Source organism: Acetobacter musti, from assembly GCF_011516835.1.
GTDB lineage: Bacteria > Pseudomonadota > Alphaproteobacteria > Acetobacterales > Acetobacteraceae > Acetobacter > Acetobacter musti.
This window is the reverse complement of record NZ_WOTB01000005.1, coordinates 42,181-58,991: the sequence shown is the minus strand read 5'-3', so window position 1 is coordinate 58,991 and position 16,811 is coordinate 42,181. Positions and strand designations below refer to the sequence as shown.

Genomic DNA, 16,811 nt, shown 5'->3' with positions numbered 1-16,811 from the left:
TCAAAGGGGCTGTGCCCCTTTGTGGGGTTCGGGGCAAAGCCCTGAAAAGCCATCCCATCTGTATTTGCAAAATATACAAACGCCAAAAAAAGGGGGGGGAGGCGAGCAATCCAGACCCGACGGATCGTGGCAAACCGGGCTCAAAGCGTCACGTCGTCACTGACCGACAGGGTATTCCGCTGACCGTCCTGCTCTCGGCGCCAGCGCCCATGACAGCCGGATGCCCGAACCCCTGCCCGATGCGATCCCCGCCTTCCGGGTTAAGCCCGTCCGCCCGAAACATCGTCCCGCAAAGCTCCATGCCGACAAGGGATACGACTATCGGCGCTGCCGCGCCGCCGGCACGCAACGAGGCATCAGGCACCGCATCGCCCGCTTCCGTTGCCTCGCCGTCCGCTCCGAAAGACATGCCGACATTCATCTTGCCTTCACGCTCATCGCCTGCGTACTCATCTGCCTCAAAGCGCTCAGTTCACGGTTTGAAAAGCACTCTAAACCGTAATCAAAAGGGCCACGCCCCTTTGCAGGGGCAGGACCCCGAAAACCCGCTCATATATGTTCGCACCACATGCAAACAATTTCACTGAAAACAGCCCTTAAAGCATAAGCCTTTTCCGTTTCAGCGATATCCGTAACGCTCACGGTAAAGATACAGTCCCGAAGCCCCGACACCTCCGGCCGGAAACAAAGAGACCGTCCTCTGCAAACAACCCGGCACGCAACAGAATATCCGGAATCGCCCGCAAGGATCGGCAGCAGACGAAAGGACACCCCCAAACCATTCCTTCCCCCTGATGACACAACGCCTGCTCAACTACTCCCCTCGATCCAATGGCTGACAGAGCTCCGGACCCCGCCGATGCCCAACCGTAAATCCGAAGCCCGGTCCGAGGCCTCAGTTCTCCCCAACGCTCCGCTCATCACCTGCCGCGCCAGAGACAGCATCATCATTTCAAACACCCTCTGCCCGCAGCGCAGAACCCGAGCAAAGAAGACAGCGCAGCCACGACTCAACCTGTCAGGATTTCTGTTTCGGCGGCCTCTCGCCACTCTTTCCAGCTCCCCCAAAAAACCATTCCACTCCCGAACCATATTTGTCCGGAACTCTCTGGAATTCCTTCCGTCCCCGGACTGAACCAATCCTCTTTGGACAAAAAAATTGTCCATCGCCGAACCGGAGACAGGTTCACTCACCGATCAGCCACATCCGGAACCCCGTCATGCCATTCCGCAATCACCCTCAGCGCACTCCACTCATCCGTCCGGCCCTCCCGGCAACATGCCACTTCTTCAGTCCGCCAGAAACAATCTGTGATGACCGCTCAGACCACCCCGACCTGTCTGGAAAACTTTCCCTCCCGGGGCCGGTCTTAAAGGGAACCGCCATGAACACAGGAATCGGCGTCTCACCGAAAATCGTTTCACTTCCGTGCAAAAAGCAGTTGATATGTTATAACATATCATTGTAGAACAGCTCCGGATTACCACGACCGGAACCGCCTTCTATGCCATCGCCTCAACACCTGCGGCTCCTGACACTCCTTCTCGTCAGCTCCGCCCTGATCCCCGCCGTCCCGGCCTGCGCCGCTGCTCAGGTACCCGCTTCCGACACAGCCACGGAAGCCCCCGGCGCAGTTACGGATACGAAGACGCTGAAAAAAACTCCGGCAAAGACAAAAGAGAAAGAAACGGAAACAACCGACGCCCGTTCCTCCTTCCAGACGAACCAGGCCGGAATCGAAGACTCTCTGTCCAATGAAGAGCACATTGTCGTCAACGCACGCCTCGACCGCCAGCGCGCTGCCCTGCAGCCCGCGACGGGCGCCACGATCTATCGCTTCTCCCGCAGTGATATCGAGAAAATCCCCGGTGGCGACAACGCCCCGCTGAACGCTGTCCTGCTCCAGGCCCCCGGCGTCGCTCAGGACAGCTACGGCCAGATCCATGTGCGCGGCGATCATAATGAAGTGCAGTTCCGCCTCGACGGCGTCATGCTCCCCGAAGGCATGAGCGTGTTTGGTCAGGCCCTGATGACCCGTTTCGCTCACTCCATGTCGATGACAACCGGCGCGCTGCCGGGTGAATACGGCTTTCTTCAGGCCGCCGTGATCGATATCACCACCAAAAACGGCAGCGCCGACCCCGGTGGCGAAGCCTCCGTTTACGGCGGCGCCCGCGATTACTTTTTCCCCTCTGCCCAGTACGGCGGACATACCGGGAAATGGGACTACTTCGCCACGGCGGATTTCGTGCATGACCGCGTCGGCATTGAAAACCCGACCCCGAAATTCAACGCGCTGCATGACCTGAGCAACCAGTATCACTTCCTCGGCCATCTGCGTTACACGGCTGATGAGAACACCCGCATCAGCCTGACAGCCGGCGTCTCCAGCGCCGAATATCAGCTTCCGAACAATCCTGGGCAGCAAAGACAGTTTGCCAATCCATCCTTCCTCGACAGCGCCCTCGCGCAGCAGGTCTATGGCAGTGTTGACAGCGCCAGTCTGAATGAACGCCAGAGGCAGATTACCGATTTCGGTATTCTGTCGCTCCAGAAAGAAATGGGTAAATTCAGTCTGCAAAGTTCGGCAATTGTCCGCTACAGCTCCCTCGGCTACTCCCCCGATCCGCTCGGCGAACTCGTCTATAACGGCATGGCTCAGCGCGCCCAGCGCTCCGTCTTCTCATCCGGCTCGCAGAGCGACGTCACCTGGCGTGCCGACCCGCACCATACCGTCCGTTTCGGATATCAGGCCTATGTTGAACGGACGATTTCAAAATCCGACTCAACCGTCTATCAGCAGACCGGAACAGATGAAGACGGAAACGCCGTGTATGACGGCCAGACCGTCAGCATCCATGACGGCACCGGCCGCACCGGCTGGGTCTACGGCCTCTACGCACAGGACGAATGGCGTCCCGTGAAAGGACTGACCATCAATTACGGCCTGCGTTTTGACGGCGTGGATGAATACACTCATTCAAAACAGGTCAGCCCCCGCCTCAATATCGTTTATCAGCCCTGGCATGGCGGCGCTTTCCACATCGGCTATTCCCGCTATTTCACGCCGCCACCCTTCGAGCTGATCGGGTCGACCCAGCTGAACAAATTCGCCAACACCTCCGGTGCACCCGGCACTTTTCAGAACACCACGGTCAAGGCCGAACGTGATCATTACTTCGATGCCGGTTTCTCTCAGGAACTTCTCCCCGGCTGGCACGCCTCCGTCGACGGGTACGTCAAGCTGGCCAAAAACCTGATCGATGAAGGCCAGTTCGGCTCCCCGATCCTCCTCTCGGTTTTCAATTATCGCCGGGGACAGGTGCACGGATACGAATTCTCTACCGATTATTCACATGGCCCCTTCAGCGTCTATGGCAACTTCGCCTGGTCCCGTGCCATCGGTAAAGACATCACCACCGCCCAGTGGAATTTCGATCCTGACGATCTCGCCTATATCCAGCATCGCTGGATTCACCTCGACCATGACCAGCGCTGGACCGCGTCAGCCGGTGGAAGTTACACCGCCTTCTACAAAACCGGCCACCCGCTGCGCCTGTCCGCCACCATGGTCTATGGCAGCGGTCTCCGCATGGACGGCCTCACCCCGAACGGCGCTTCCGTCCCGCAATACGCGACATTCAATCTCTCCGTCGTGCAGAGCTTCAACGATCTGTTTCACGTCTCCTTCCTCAAACGCACCCAACTGCGCCTGGATGTGACCAATCTGTTCGACAAACGCTACGAATTGCGTGACGGCAGCGGGATCGGCGTCGGTGCACCGCAATACGGCCTGCGCCGGACAATCCTGACCGGCATTTCACAACGTTTTTAGGCACCGGCTCCAGTGAGGCGGAACCGGAGCATTGCTTCGTATTCCTCCTCACTGAACAGACCCCTTACAAAGTCACGATTTTTTCAGGACGAAGCGCTGCTTTCAGTCCCTGGGCCGCAGATACGCCATGAGCCCCAGCCGCCGGCACATCTCCCGCGCCATCAGCGGCGTGTCATCCAGCGGCGTTACCGGCCAGGTTTCCGGTTCACCCTCAAACATCCTGATCCGCCCGGCCTCTTCCAGTGTTTTCAGAAACAACCCGATCCGTCGGGACTTTCCCGGAAGCCGGTACACATAAACCGGCGCCGGACCGGCGACAGCCTCCGAAACCATCGAGACACTGTCCGCCGTCACAACAAGAAAATCGGCACAGGCAATCAGTCCGATATACGGATTATCCTTCCCGCCGCTCCACAACCGCCCGCCAACTGATTCCACGGCTTCCCGCAGAACAGAAATCGCCTCATCGCCCGTCCGGCGCGAGGTTGTTACAAACAGCGCCGCGTCAGCGCAGCGCGCCGCATGAATCAGATGCCGCGCCAGAACTGTTGCCTCCTCCCGCCCAAACCGGAACCGGCCATTCGCCCCCCCCACCAGCGCCGCCATCAGCGGCCGCCCCGGCACTCTCAGCCGTTCTGACCAGGTTTCCCGCGTCACTCGGAGCCGGGAAGGCGTCAGCCCGTGCAGCGCCGTCCGGCTCAGCAATACATTCGGTCCCCGGATCTCATCGTGATTATTCGCAATCACAAGATTAAAACATGACGGACTGACACGAGGATTCTGAATCTGCACCACCGTGCGCCCCTGCCCATGAAGTATGCGCCCGGCAGCGCCTCCCTTACCCGCGACACTCAGAAACAGATCATGCCGCTCCGTTCCATCCACATCCCGCACGGTCCGCAGAGGATCAGGCCAGAACCGGAACGGAATTTTCTTCAGAAGCCCGGCAGGACTGACCGGACAGAACCGTGCCGGCAGAGAAAGATGCTCGGCCAGACCGAACGCCTGGGAGCGCATCCCGGCCAGATCTTCCGCGATCACGGAGATCCGGTCATATTCTCCGTCACTCACCTCAGTTTATCCGGCACAACTGAACATCCTTATCCGATAATTCTGACTTAATAACGCATTGAGAAAAAACAATAAAAGTTTTTGGTGAAGCTTTTTCCAAAAAGCTTCAGATACGCCGCTTTTTTGAAAAAAGGCGGCACCCAGAAACTTTTGTAATTTAGAGAGTATGACCGACAGTCTCTTAGCGGAGAACTTCCAGCAACGCGCTGTGGAAGGCCTCCGGGTCCTGAATCTGCGGCGCATGGCCCAGCGTCGGAAATTCAATCAGCTTCGCACCCGGAATCGCTGCCGCCGTCGCTTTCGCCAGAACCGGATAATGTCCCAGCCGCGCCCGAACCTCCGGCGACGCGCCATCCGCCCCGATCGCCGTGATATCCTTGTCGCCAATCATCAGAACCGTCGGCACCCGGAGCGCCGGAAATTCATACAGAACCGGCTGCGTGTAAATCATGTCGTACAGCCGCGCCGAATTCCACGCCAGCGCCTCACCTCCGGAGCCGCGATACTGTCCGGCCAGCATCTGCACCCAGGGCTCATAGGCCGGCTTCCATCCCCCGGCGTAATACACCTTTTTCTCATAGGCCCGGATCGTCTCCGCCGTTTTGTGCCGCTCGGCCGCAAACCACTGATCCACGCTCCGCCAGGGCGCGCCTTTCGCCCGCCAGTCCTCCAGCCCCAGCGGATCAACCATGACAAGCTGCGTAAGCCGGTCCGGGAACATCAGCGCATACCGCGCCGCCAGCATGCCGCCCGTCGAGTGGCCGATCATCACAGCCTTCTCAACGCCCAGACTGTCCAGCAGAGCGCGCGTATTCAGCGCCAGCTGCTCGAATGAGAACTGATAGTTTTCCGGCGTATCCGATTTGCAGAATCCGATCTGATCCGGCGCGATCACCCGGTATCCCCGGCCCGTCAGAACCCGGATCGTCTCCGCCCACGTCGCCGCGCAGAAATTCTTCCCATGCAGCAGCACGGCAACCTGTCCGTTCGTCCGCTCCGGAAGAACATCCATATAAGCCATTCTCAGCGTCTGACGCTGCGAGGCGAAGCTGAATTCCCGCACCGGCCACGGATATGCAAACCCTTCCAGACGCGGGCCATAAACAGGCGCCGGTTCTGCCTGCGCTTCCATGGTGACAGCTCCTGCGCCCATCATCAGAACAGCGGCGGCCTCCACCCACCCTGCATGCTTCCGTTTTCCCATGACTGTTCAGGTCCTCTAAAAGCCATCCGGCCATCCTGCCGGGGTTTATATCGGCACTGCATAAGGAAGTTTCAGTCTCTCAGGGACTGGTTCTTCCCGTCAGCAGCCCGGCCCTCGGTTTCGATGCCGAAACCGGCTCAGCCTCGCGTGGTTCCGTTTCCGGGGGTGCGCCCGTGGCCAGGGGCCAAACGAAGCCCATCTGTCCGCCTCCGGATTGTCAGTTGACAACTTCCGTCCGAGAGGCCTTCTGACAGACAGTGATCCGGCAGCGCGCCGGACCCACGTGCCGTAATAAGAACGCAACACGCAGAGGCAGATCAATGAGCGCTATCGTCGATATCATCGCACGGGAAATTCTCGACAGCCGCGGGAACCCCACCGTCGAAGTGGACGTCGAACTCGCATCCGGCGCGAAAGGCCGTGCCGCCGTCCCCTCCGGCGCATCGACCGGCGCCCATGAGGCCGTTGAACTGCGTGACGGCGACAAATCCCGCTATGGCGGCAAAGGCGTCCTGAAAGCCTGCGAAAACGTCGAAACGGAAATCTTTCCCACCCTCCAGGGCGCGGAATCGCAGGACCAGATCGATATCGACAACGCCATGATCGATCTCGACGGCACCCCCAACAAAGGCCGTCTCGGCGCCAACGCCATCCTCGGCGTCTCGCTCGCTATCGCCAAAGCGTCCGCCGCCGAACTGCAGATCCCGCTGTATCGCTATATCGGCGGTCCGTTCGCCCACACGCTGCCCGTCCCGATGATGAACATCGTCAATGGCGGCGAACATGCCGACAACCCCATCGACATCCAGGAATTCATGATCCAGCCGGTCGGCGCACCCACCGTCTCGGACGCCATCCGCTGGGGCTCGGAAATCTTCCAGAAGCTGAAAAAAGCCCTGTCCGAGGCTGGCCTCAGTACCAATGTCGGCGACGAAGGCGGTTTCGCGCCCAATATCGGCTCCGCCGACGAGGCGTTGTCCTACATCATCCGCGCCGTTGAAGCCGCCGGCTATCGCCCCGGTGAGGACATCACCATCGCGCTCGACTGCGCCGCGACCGAATTTTACAAGGACGGCAAATACCACCTGGCAGGGGAGGGGAAGACCCTCGACGCCGGCGGCATGGTCGCCTACCTGGAAGACCTCGCGAAGCGCTACCCGATCGCTTCCATCGAAGACGGTATGTCCGAGGATGACTGGGAAGGCTGGGCCCTGCTGACCGCCACGCTCGGCAAGACTGTCCAGCTCGTCGGCGACGATCTGTTCGTCACCAACCCGCAGCGCCTGCGGCGCGGCATTGAGGATGGCATCGCCAACTCCCTGCTCGTCAAGGTGAACCAGATCGGCACCCTGACGGAGACGCTGGCCGCCATGGAAATGGCCCATCGCGCCGGCTACACCTGCATCGCCAGCCATCGCTCGGGCGAGACGGAAGACGCCACCATCGCCGATCTCGCCGTCGCCACGAACTGCGGCCAGATCAAAACCGGTTCACTCTGCCGCTCGGACCGCACCGCGAAATATAACCAGCTCATCCGTATCGAGCAGGAACTCGCCACGGCCGGCGCCTATGCCGGCCGGACAATCCTCAAAAAAGCCTGAAACCAGAGTAGCAGGCGGACCGGGGCTTTGCCCCGGACCCCACAGAGGGACACAGTCCCTCTGATCCCGGTTTGTTTTTAATAATGAACGGGGCAGTGTCCCTTTCCGGGTCCTGGGGGCAGAGCTCCATCCACATCACAATCAGAGCCGCCAGGAATCAGCGACCCTTAACCAGATCGGGTGCATTCCGCACGCTGGCTATCTTCGTACAGCGCAGACTGTCTGTTGCCGAAAAACCACATGATCTGAAAAAAGATTCAAAGGTTTCTCTCTGTTCACCTTTGACTCTCCATAACCTTGTGACCCGTTTTTGGGACAGGCAAAGTCACGATCTGCCCGACTCCTGCCAGAATCGTGGCTTATTTTTATACTCAGTCCCCGCTTCCCGGAGGACGTTATCGGAGGTCGCAGACTCGCATGCAGCTTGGTCGTCTGTTCCGACGCGCGATGAACGCGGTCCTCCCTCCCGCCGTCTTCCTCTCTCTCTCAGGGTATTTCGGCTGGCAGGCCACCCAGGGCGATCACGGCCTCACCTCTTATCATCATCAGCTTCAGCTGCTGGATGAGGCCCACGAGTCCCGGACAAACGCTGTTGCAGAACAGACCGCCTGGCGCCGCCGCGTCTCAGGCCTCAGTGAGGGCGCTCTGAACGGTGACATGCTCGACGAACGCGCCCGGGCCATGCTCAATCTCGCCAACCCGAACGACATCGTCGTCCCCTACGACAAACACGATCAGCTTTACTGAGCTTTCGCCGGAGACCGGCTCCTGGTCCCGGTCGTTTGTAATATGACCAGCCGCGCTTAAGCCTGATAAACCGGGATCAAAGGGACTGTGTTCCTCTGTGGGGTCCGGGGCAAAGCCCTGAAAACCGCCCCGCCCGTATCTGCAAAATATCCGGACACTATAAAAAAAAGCGCTGCCTCCCGAAGGAGCAGCGCTTTTTACATAAGCCTTTCCCGAAGGAAAAACTTATTTGATTTTCGCCTCGCGGAAGACGACGTGCTTGCGGGCAACCGGATCGTACTTCTTCAGTTCCATCTTGCCGGTCTGGGCGCGGGCGTTCTTCTTCGTAACGTAAAAATATCCGGTGTCTGCCGTCGAGACGAGCCGGATCTGAATGACATTGCTCTTGGCCATAAGATCCTCGGGGTGGTAGCCAGGCCGCCGGTCCGGATATGCAGCCCGATCGCGACCCTGTTCAGATTTGGCGCAATTTGCGCATCCGGGCCTGTCAGGTCAAGCTCTCATGCGCCCCGGAGCCCTCCGGAACCCGAAAAAAGTCGAAAGTCGCCATGATCGACCCCTCCGAAGCCCGCACCCGAATCGTCTCAGGCCTCCCGCTTATGGGAACCGAAACCGTTTCGCTGACCGAAGCCGCCGGCCGAATCACCGCCACGGCCGTTCTCGCACGCCTTTCCAATCCCCCCGCCGACGTGTCCGCGATGGACGGTTACGCCGTCCGCGCCGCCGATACCACGGAGGGCGCGGAACTCCGCGTCACCGGAGAAGCCCCGGCCGGTCATCCCCCGGACCAGACAGTCACCCCCGGAACCTGTGTGCGGCTCTTCACCGGCAGCGTCATGCCGGCCGGAGCCGACGCCGTCCTCATCCAGGAAAACACCCTCCGTAACGGCGACTGCATTACCGTCACACAGCCCGTTTCACCCGGCCGTTTCATTCGCCCTTACGGTCAGGATTTCACTGCAGGCCTCCCCGTCATTCCGGCCGGAAAGCGCCTCTCCGCCCGCGATATCGGCTTGGCCGCCGCCGCAAACTGCCCCTGGATCACCGCCCGTCGCCGCCCCCGCGTTGCCATTCTGAGCACCGGCGACGAAATCGTCATGCCAGGCGACAACGTCCCTCCGGGCTCCATTATCGGCTCCGCCGCTTTCATGCTCTCAGCTCTTCTGAAAGAAGCCGGCGCCGATCCCGTCATCCTGCCCGTCGCCAGAGACAGTACCGGCGATATCCGTCAGGCGACCAGCGGCCTTGCCACTGTCGATATGCTGCTGACCATCGGCGGCGCCAGCGTTGGTGATTACGATCTCGTCAAGGCCGCGCTGGGCGAGGCCGGACTGGTCACGGATTTCTGGAAAATCGCCATGCGGCCCGGCAAACCGCTGATGTTCGGCCACCTTGATGCAACGCCCGTCATTGGCCTGCCCGGCAACCCCGTCGCCGTCTTCGTCTGCGCGATCGTTTTCGTCCTGCCCGCGCTTCGTAAGATGACCGGTGAGACCACACCCGATAACGGCCCGGAAAAAGCCCGCCTCACCTGTGACCTTCCCGCCAACGATCTCCGCTTCGATCACCTCCGCGCTACCCTGAAACGCGATGAAGCCGGTACCCTCATAGCCACCCCTTTCTCAAAGCAGGATTCCGGCATGATGAATCCCCTTGCTGCCTGCGACGCTCTTATTCTGCGCGCCGCCCACGCCCCCGCGGCCAGAACCGGGGATGTCTGTGACATTATCCGTTTCGGCCGGCGCGACGACTGATTTCGACCCGCCGGACTGTCCGGTCTCCGGGTGATTCAGGAGGCTCAGTCCGGCAGTCAGACTCCAGATCTTATTGACCCCGAATGAGAACCAATGTAGAACAAACTTCTCTGATTCCATCTCGAAAAACAGAATAAAGGGTCCGGTGAATGCTCACACGCAAACAACATGAGTTGTTGCTGTTCATCGACACCCATCTGCGTCAGACAGGCTTTTCCCCGTCTTTCGATGAGATGAAGGAGGCTCTCGGCCTCAGGTCGAAATCCGGCATCCACCGTCTCATCTCAGGTCTGGAGGAGCGTGGCTTCGTCCAGCGCCGGCATAACCGCGCCCGCGCACTGGAAGTCCTGCGCCTCCCGGATTCCGGTGACCGCCCGGAGAACGCCCCGGCCCGCCAGCCGCGTACCCTTAACGTCATCAAAGGCGATTTCTCGCAGCGCCTGCCCGGCGTCCGCACCGGCGACGCCACCAGCTCGGTCAATCTTCCGCTCTACGGAAAAATCGCCGCCGGTCTGCCGATCGAAGCGCTCAGAGATAGCGGCTCCCAGGTGGAAGTCCCGGTCGCCATGCTCGGTACCGGCGAACATTACGCTCTCGAAGTCTCGGGCGATTCCATGATCGAAGCCGGAATCCTCGACGGCGACACCGTCATCATCCGCCGCACCGAAACCGCCGACAGCGGCAAAATCGTCGTTGCCCTGCTCGACGATAACGAAGTCACCCTCAAACGCCTCCGCAAACGCGGCAACACCATTGCCCTCGAAGCCGCCAACCCGGCTTACGAAACCCGGATCGTCCCTGCCGAACGCCTCCGCATCCAGGGTCAGCTCGTCGGCCTTCTGCGCCGTTACCATTAAGAGTGCCGAGGCACTTCCGTTTCCGGTCTGCTCATGCCGGGAGCGGCATTTTCTGCCAGTCGGACAGAGGCCTGTAACCGGTTGATCAGACTTCATGCAGGCATTGCCTCCGGAGCAGAAAAAACAGAATGTTCCGGTTTCATAATAAAATGACAGGACTCAGAAAGCGTGCCATCTGCAAACAGAGCACCCGATATCGCATACCCGCTGCTGTTCGGGACCGCGGTGTTCCTGTCCGTGCTGACAGCCCACGCATTCAATTTCTTTTTCCACGAATATGCCCATTCATTTATGGCATGGGGCCTCGGCTGGAAGGCCGATCCGTTCGCTCTCGATTACGGAACACCAACGATCGACAACATTCTGCTCCAGCAGCAGATCAGTGAAAACGTCGATTACACCCCGATTTTCGCCAGTGGACATGGCTGGCAGGCCGCCCTGATCGCCGCCGCCGGCCCTTTATTTGCGAATGGCGGCACCGCGATTGCATGCAACAGTCTGCTTGCCCGGACACACCGTCCCGGCTGGTTGTGGTGTCTCGTCTGGACCGACGCCTTCGCCACCTTCAATGTCTGGAGTTATGCGCCTCTCCGTACTCTGACAACGCATGGTGATATGGCCCTGCTCGCTGCCGGCCTCGGAATTTCCACCTGGCTTCTGTTTCCTTTCGTCACGGCCTTCGCTCTCTGGCTGGTCATCCGCTTTTCCTGCCACGCTCTGCCCGTCGCGCAGGACCGTATGTTTCCCAGGACCGCGCAGCGCACACTCAGCACTACCGTCATCGCCGTCAGTCTGGGATTTTTCTCCATTGCCGGTCTTGCGCCACAATACGGACTGGCATCCGTGCTTCTGAGCGTGGCAAGCCTTCTCTTCCTGATGCCGGTTCTCATCGCAGCACAGGATAACGCGCCGCAATAATCATCAGCCGCTCACTCTGATGTCATTTCGGGGCGCCCCATTTTCCAGCAACAGATAAGACCAGGAAAAACAGAACAGGGCATCCGGACCTGTTCACAAAAGAAAACAGCCCGCCCCATGCCCCCATCCCGTTACCTTGAAGACACCCCCCGAATACGGCCAGGCCCTCACCGAAGCGCCCGGTCTCCGCCGCATCGTCGCCCGTAACCCCGGTCCGATGACGTATCACGGCACCAACACCTGGCTGATCGAGACCGGACCCGGCTGGCTCGTCGTCGATCCCGGACCCGATGATCCCGATCACCACAAAGCCGTGCTGGACGCCTGCGCTGGCAAAATCCATACTATCCTCGTCACCCACAGCCATCACGATCACGAAGCCGGCGCGCAGACCCTCGCCCGTCTCGCCGACGCCCCGCTCTGGGGCGGAACCCACGGCCAGAACCCGGATACCCTGACCATCCCCGGCCTCCGTCTCGTCAGAACCCCCGGGCACACCATGGACCATGTCTGCGTCGATATCGGCGAAGGTCGTCTCCTCACCGGTGATCACATCATGGGCTGGTCAACCTCCGTCATCCTCCGCGCCCCGCATGGCAGCATGAGCGCATATCTCACCAGCCTGAAAGACGTGCGCGCCCGCAGCGACGCCACCCTCTTCAGCGCCCACGGCCCGGCCATCACCGAACCGGAATCCTTCCTCTCCGGGCTGCTCCACACCCGCCTGCGCAAAATCGCCCAGACCCGGGACGCCCTCACAGCCAGCCCGCAGACCGAAAGCGAACTCCTCACCACTCTCTATAAAAACCTGCCGCAAAATCTCACCCGCGCCGCCTCGGAAATGCTCGGCTCCATGCTCGAATATCTCGAAGCGCAGGAAGAAGCTGTCCATGACGGCAAAAGGGGGTGGCGGAAGAACTGAGCATCTGTGACAGCCCTGCCACTCAGGGAGGCGGGGCCAGCAGCACCCGGTTAAGGCCTTCCAGCGTCACAAAAATCTCTTTCCACACTGCCGGAAACCGCTTCGCCGACAGGCCCCGGCTCTCCATCGCTTCCGCCAGATCCCGCACCGTCCGCACTCCGTCAATCAGTGGCAGCAGCCCGCGCGCCTGACCGGGCAGCGGAACCAGAACCTCCAGCGTCCCGAACGCAAAGCGCAGCCGGTTGTCCGGTGTCATCCGCTTCACCAGCTCCGCACCGGGAATCTCCCGCATCACCGGCACACTTTCCGGCGCCATCGGGTCCGCCCGCACCGGCTCCCTTCCACGACGCACCACATACACCACATGCGTCGCCATGTTCCCCGCCAGTTCTTCCGCCAGCGCAGCCCGCGCCCGCCGGTCCAGCCCCTCAATCCGCGCCCGCAGCCGTGGATCGGGCAGCAGCAGCGCCGGATCGTACCGTGACGGTTCCATCAGGCACGTCGCCGTCAGCCCGGTCCGGTCCAGCAGACCGAACAGCGCCGGCACGTCATAAGCCCGGTCACGCGGATTCAGCAGCAGGTCGTAAAGCCCCGCATCCCCGCCACTCAGATGATCGCCAAAATTCCCGTTCGCCCGCAGCCACGCCGTCGCCGGCAGATGACGCATCACCCGCCGCGCCACATCCAGCCGTTCCTTCGGCGGTTCAGACGCCGGAGCCAGACGCGCCAGCGCATCCTGCAGCATGTAAACCCCGGTCCGCCCATACGGCGCATAAACCATCAGCCCCATGCCGCCGCCCGGCGCCAGCACCTGTTCCAGCCCCGCCAGCGCCGCATCCGGGTCCGGCAGATGATGCAGAACCCCACAGCAGTCGATGTAGTCGAACAGCCCGTCGCCCGTCGCCTCCGGCTCCAGCAGAGACCCCTGTACGAAACGGATATTCTCCAGCCCCCGCATCTCAGCCCGCGCCCGCGCAACCGACAGCGCCTTCTCTGACCGGTCCAGCGCCACGATCTCACCCGCCCGTCCGGCCCGCGCCATATGCGTGCCCAGCATGATCGCCGCGTCCCCGGTCCCGCAGCCAGCAATCAGAACCCGCAACGCCACACTCCGTGGCCGCGTCGCCCCGAACACCCAGTAATCAATCTCCCGCAGATGACTCGGACTCCCGATCAGCAGCCGCTTCGTCTCATCCCGCGGATCACGCTCAGGGTAAGGATAAGCCTCATACTGAGACACCAGCGCCTCATCCCGTGCATCCTGTTCCCCGGCCATCGCAGCGTCCTCTCCTCAGTCACGCCGTCCTTGCAGCACCCGTCATCCGGTGTCGCAACCCGCAGGGCCATGCAGAGAGCGGGAAGACATCATGCGTGAGAGACAGGGTGCGGAGAGTGACGCTGGGCCGCATCCTGAGCGTATCCCCACAGGATGACACGCTCCCGCCATCCGGTCTAAGCCCACCGGAAGACAGCGGAGGCACCATGAAGATCATCATCGATACCGATCCCGGCCAGGACGACGCCCTCACCATCCTGCTGGCCATCATCAGCCCGGAAATCGAGCTCCTCGGTGTCACAACCGTCGCCGGCAATGTCAGCGTCGATCAGGCCACCATCAACGCCCTGAAAACCATGGATCTCGCCGGCCGCACCGATATCCCCGTCCATGCCGGCGCTGACCGCCCCCTCCTGCGCGCGCCCATCGACGCCACCCATGTCCACGGCCGTACCGGCTTCGAGGGCGCCGATCTGCCCGATCCCACGCAGAAAGCCGCCCCCGGACACGCCGTCGATTTCATCATTCGGACAGTCATGGACAATCCGCCCGGCAGCATCACGCTCTGCGCCATCGGTCCCATGACCAATATCGCCCTCGCCCTCGCCCGCGAGCCTCAGCTCCGCACCCGTATTGGCCAGATCGTCACCATGTCCGGCGCCTTCGCGGAGGTCGGCAACATTACCCCGACCGCCGAATTCAACGTCTATGCCGACCCGCACGCTGCCGCCATCGTCCTGGAATCCGGCATCAAAATCACCATGGCGCCCCTCGACATCACCCACAGCCTGCACACCAGCGCCGCCCGCCTCGCCCGCATCGAGGCCATCGGCAACCGCATCGGCAGGGTCGTCGCCGACTGGCTCCGTTTCGAAAAGGCCTTCGAGGCTGGCAAATACGGCACCGATGGCGGCCCGCTCCACGACCCCAATACCGTGCTCTGGCTCCTGCGCCCTGACCTCTACAAAGGCCGTCAGGTCAATGTCCGCGTCGAAACCGGCAGTGAACTGACCATGGGTCTCACCGCCGTCGACTGGTGGGGCATCACGAAGCTCCCCGGAAACGTCTTCTTCCTGAAAGAATGCGACACGGACGCGCTCTACGACGTCATCACCGAACGCCTCGCCCGGTTCTGACAGATCACCCGGCAGAGCCGCAACGGCAGACCGTCAGCGCTTCGCCAGCTGCGCCGGAGACACGCCATAGGCCTCCCGGAAATATCGGGTGAAACGCCCTGTATTCGTAAACCCCCAGCGCAGGGCGATGTCCTGAACGGACGTTCCCGGCTCGCGCAGAATGTCCTCCCGGGCCCGCTCCAGCCGGACACGCCGCTGATAGGTCGTGATCGATGTCCCGGCAAACTGGCGAAACCCAGCCTGAAGCGACCGCAGACTCACTCCCGACAGCGCCGCCAGCTCGGCGCCGCTCGAGATATGCTGCGGATTGTCCCGGATGAGATCGATGGCGCATTTCACATGCCGCGGCGCAACCATCGGCGGCGGCCGGTTCAGCGCCTCGGAGTAGCTGTTCGGCCAGCGCTCCAGCACGAAATCGATCAGCAGTTCATGGATATGCGTCGCCGTCAGCCTCGCCCCGTTCAGCTCACCGGCAAAATCCGGAGCTGTGAGAAAATGAAGCAGCGACCGGAGCGCCGGAACAGGCTCGCTTCCGGCTGCCATCAGCGGCTCAAAGGCCAGACTGCTGACAACCGCCCGGCCGAGCAGCACCGACAGCCGCTCAACCAGCAGGGCCCGGCTGATGATCAGCGCGCAATGCGCATGGCCCGCCGGGATTTCCAGGGACTGAGCCGCGATCGTATCGACCGCCAGAGCCGTCTCAGGCGTGGCGGAAAGGCTTTCAGCCTCCGTCCGGACCGTCAGAACACCTTGAGCGGGAAGGCAGAAGAACACCGCCTGCAGCGGCGTCTGCGGAATGAGGCTGAACCCGCCGGGAAAATGCACCCGGCTGAAATCGACACCTCCGATGGCGCCAAACACTCCCCGCATCGCCGGGATCTCTCCGGGTCGCAGCGGTTCAGCCCGTGCCGGCGCAAAACGACGGGTGAAGACCCCGGTCAGACTTTCCGCACCCTGAAAATCGAAATGCGCGACTCCCTAGGAGGCGTATGTATTTTTTCTTTTGGGCATGACGAAACAGCAGTCAGAGCGCGAACGAAACAACAGGGGAATCGTTACAGGCATGGCTGTCGGCATGTGTGGTCATAGCAGAATCCCATCGCAACCATGGTTTATGCTATTCGCCGGGTGTCGCCGCTGTCTCGCGCGACCTGCAGGGCCGGTTCATGCCGGTCCGCTGTCATTACGGTTTCGATATCATAATGGACAGCGTATGCGCCGGCAGCTTCTGCGACGACCTTATCGCAGAACAGAAAGGTGCGACCATAGGACAGTTTGCGCAGAAGCAGAACAAAATGCGCGAAATTGTTTCCGGATAAACCGGCAACGTTCCTGGTATTAAGTAATCCATAAGAACCAGATACCCAGATATAGCGGCAGCCTGGACACTAAAACAATTCCTTCCTGAGTGATTCAGTCTGTAACGGAGACCGGCAATATCAGCGATACGTCCTTCTGTACAATGCTGATTACCGTCTCCACGCAGTGA

The 16,811-nt window shown here is 60.9% G+C and carries 13 protein-coding genes and 1 pseudogene; 9 read left to right on the top strand and 5 right to left on the bottom strand.

Annotated elements, in window-relative coordinates:
* Positions 1-86 precede the first annotated feature (86 nt).
* Positions 87-502 (top strand): annotated as a pseudogene (locus GOB93_RS22375) (transposase); the annotation flags it as partial.
* 1,003 nt (positions 503-1,505) lie between these two features.
* The gene (locus GOB93_RS05280; protein WP_242010550.1) at positions 1,506-3,836 is read left to right on the top strand and encodes a TonB-dependent receptor; all 2,331 of its coding nucleotides are present in this window, start codon (positions 1,506-1,508) and stop codon (positions 3,834-3,836) included.
* Positions 3,837-3,938: 102 nt separating this feature from the next.
* Here GOB93_RS05280 and GOB93_RS05275 read toward each other — a convergent pair whose 3' ends face one another.
* On the bottom strand, positions 3,939-4,853 hold the full coding sequence (locus tag GOB93_RS05275) for a mitochondrial fission ELM1 family protein (RefSeq protein ID WP_173582579.1): 915 nt from the start codon (positions 4,851-4,853) through the stop codon (positions 3,939-3,941).
* A 235-nt stretch (positions 4,854-5,088) separates the two neighbouring features.
* Positions 5,089-6,111, bottom strand: coding sequence for an alpha/beta fold hydrolase (locus GOB93_RS05270; RefSeq protein ID WP_173582448.1), 1,023 nt, complete (start codon positions 6,109-6,111; stop codon positions 5,089-5,091).
* Between the two features lie 320 nt (positions 6,112-6,431).
* On the opposite strand from GOB93_RS05270, the gene eno reads away from it, so the two are divergent.
* Together eno and GOB93_RS05260 are read left to right on the top strand one after the other, a co-directional pair.
* Entirely contained in the window at positions 6,432-7,712 is a 1,281-nt protein-coding gene (gene eno / locus GOB93_RS05265; RefSeq protein ID WP_173582447.1) for a phosphopyruvate hydratase, read from the top strand.
* Positions 7,713-8,129: 417 nt separating this feature from the next.
* Positions 8,130-8,459: an FtsB family cell division protein gene (locus tag GOB93_RS05260; RefSeq protein WP_173582446.1), complete on the top strand. Its 330-nt coding sequence runs from the start codon at positions 8,130-8,132 to the stop codon at positions 8,457-8,459.
* Positions 8,460-8,684: 225 nt separating this feature from the next.
* Here the strand turns inward: GOB93_RS05260 and rpmG are convergent, their stop codons facing one another.
* Complete coding sequence (gene rpmG / locus GOB93_RS05255) at positions 8,685-8,852, bottom strand: 50S ribosomal protein L33 (protein WP_146887705.1); 168 nt, start codon at positions 8,850-8,852, stop codon at positions 8,685-8,687.
* Positions 8,853-9,007: 155 nt separating this feature from the next.
* On the opposite strand from rpmG, the gene GOB93_RS05250 reads away from it, so the two are divergent.
* The 4 genes from GOB93_RS05250 (at position 9,008) to GOB93_RS05235 (ending at position 12,910) form a co-directional block, all read left to right on the top strand.
* Entirely contained in the window at positions 9,008-10,213 is a 1,206-nt protein-coding gene (locus GOB93_RS05250; RefSeq protein ID WP_173582445.1) for a molybdopterin molybdotransferase MoeA, read from the top strand.
* 149 nt (positions 10,214-10,362) lie between these two features.
* A complete protein-coding gene (gene lexA / locus GOB93_RS05245; RefSeq protein WP_173582444.1) occupies positions 10,363-11,070 on the top strand; it encodes a transcriptional repressor LexA in 708 nt (235 codons plus the stop codon).
* A 168-nt stretch (positions 11,071-11,238) separates the two neighbouring features.
* Positions 11,239-11,988: a hypothetical protein gene (locus tag GOB93_RS05240; RefSeq protein ID WP_173582443.1), complete on the top strand. Its 750-nt coding sequence runs from the start codon at positions 11,239-11,241 to the stop codon at positions 11,986-11,988.
* 136 nt (positions 11,989-12,124) lie between these two features.
* Entirely contained in the window at positions 12,125-12,910 is a 786-nt protein-coding gene (locus GOB93_RS05235) for an MBL fold metallo-hydrolase (RefSeq protein ID WP_173582442.1), read from the top strand.
* 22 nt (positions 12,911-12,932) lie between these two features.
* Here GOB93_RS05235 and GOB93_RS05230 read toward each other — a convergent pair whose 3' ends face one another.
* Complete coding sequence (locus GOB93_RS05230; protein ID WP_173582441.1) at positions 12,933-14,186, bottom strand: class I SAM-dependent methyltransferase; 1,254 nt, start codon at positions 14,184-14,186, stop codon at positions 12,933-12,935.
* A 206-nt stretch (positions 14,187-14,392) separates the two neighbouring features.
* Between GOB93_RS05230 and GOB93_RS05225 the strand changes: the two genes are divergently transcribed.
* Entirely contained in the window at positions 14,393-15,322 is a 930-nt protein-coding gene (locus GOB93_RS05225; protein WP_173582440.1) for a nucleoside hydrolase, read from the top strand.
* Positions 15,323-15,355: 33 nt separating this feature from the next.
* On the opposite strand, the gene GOB93_RS05220 is transcribed toward GOB93_RS05225, so the two are convergent.
* Positions 15,356-16,264, bottom strand: a complete 909-nt coding sequence (locus tag GOB93_RS05220) for an AraC family transcriptional regulator (protein ID WP_277877216.1) — start codon at positions 16,262-16,264, stop codon at positions 15,356-15,358.
* Between the last annotated feature and the right edge of the window lie 547 nt (positions 16,265-16,811).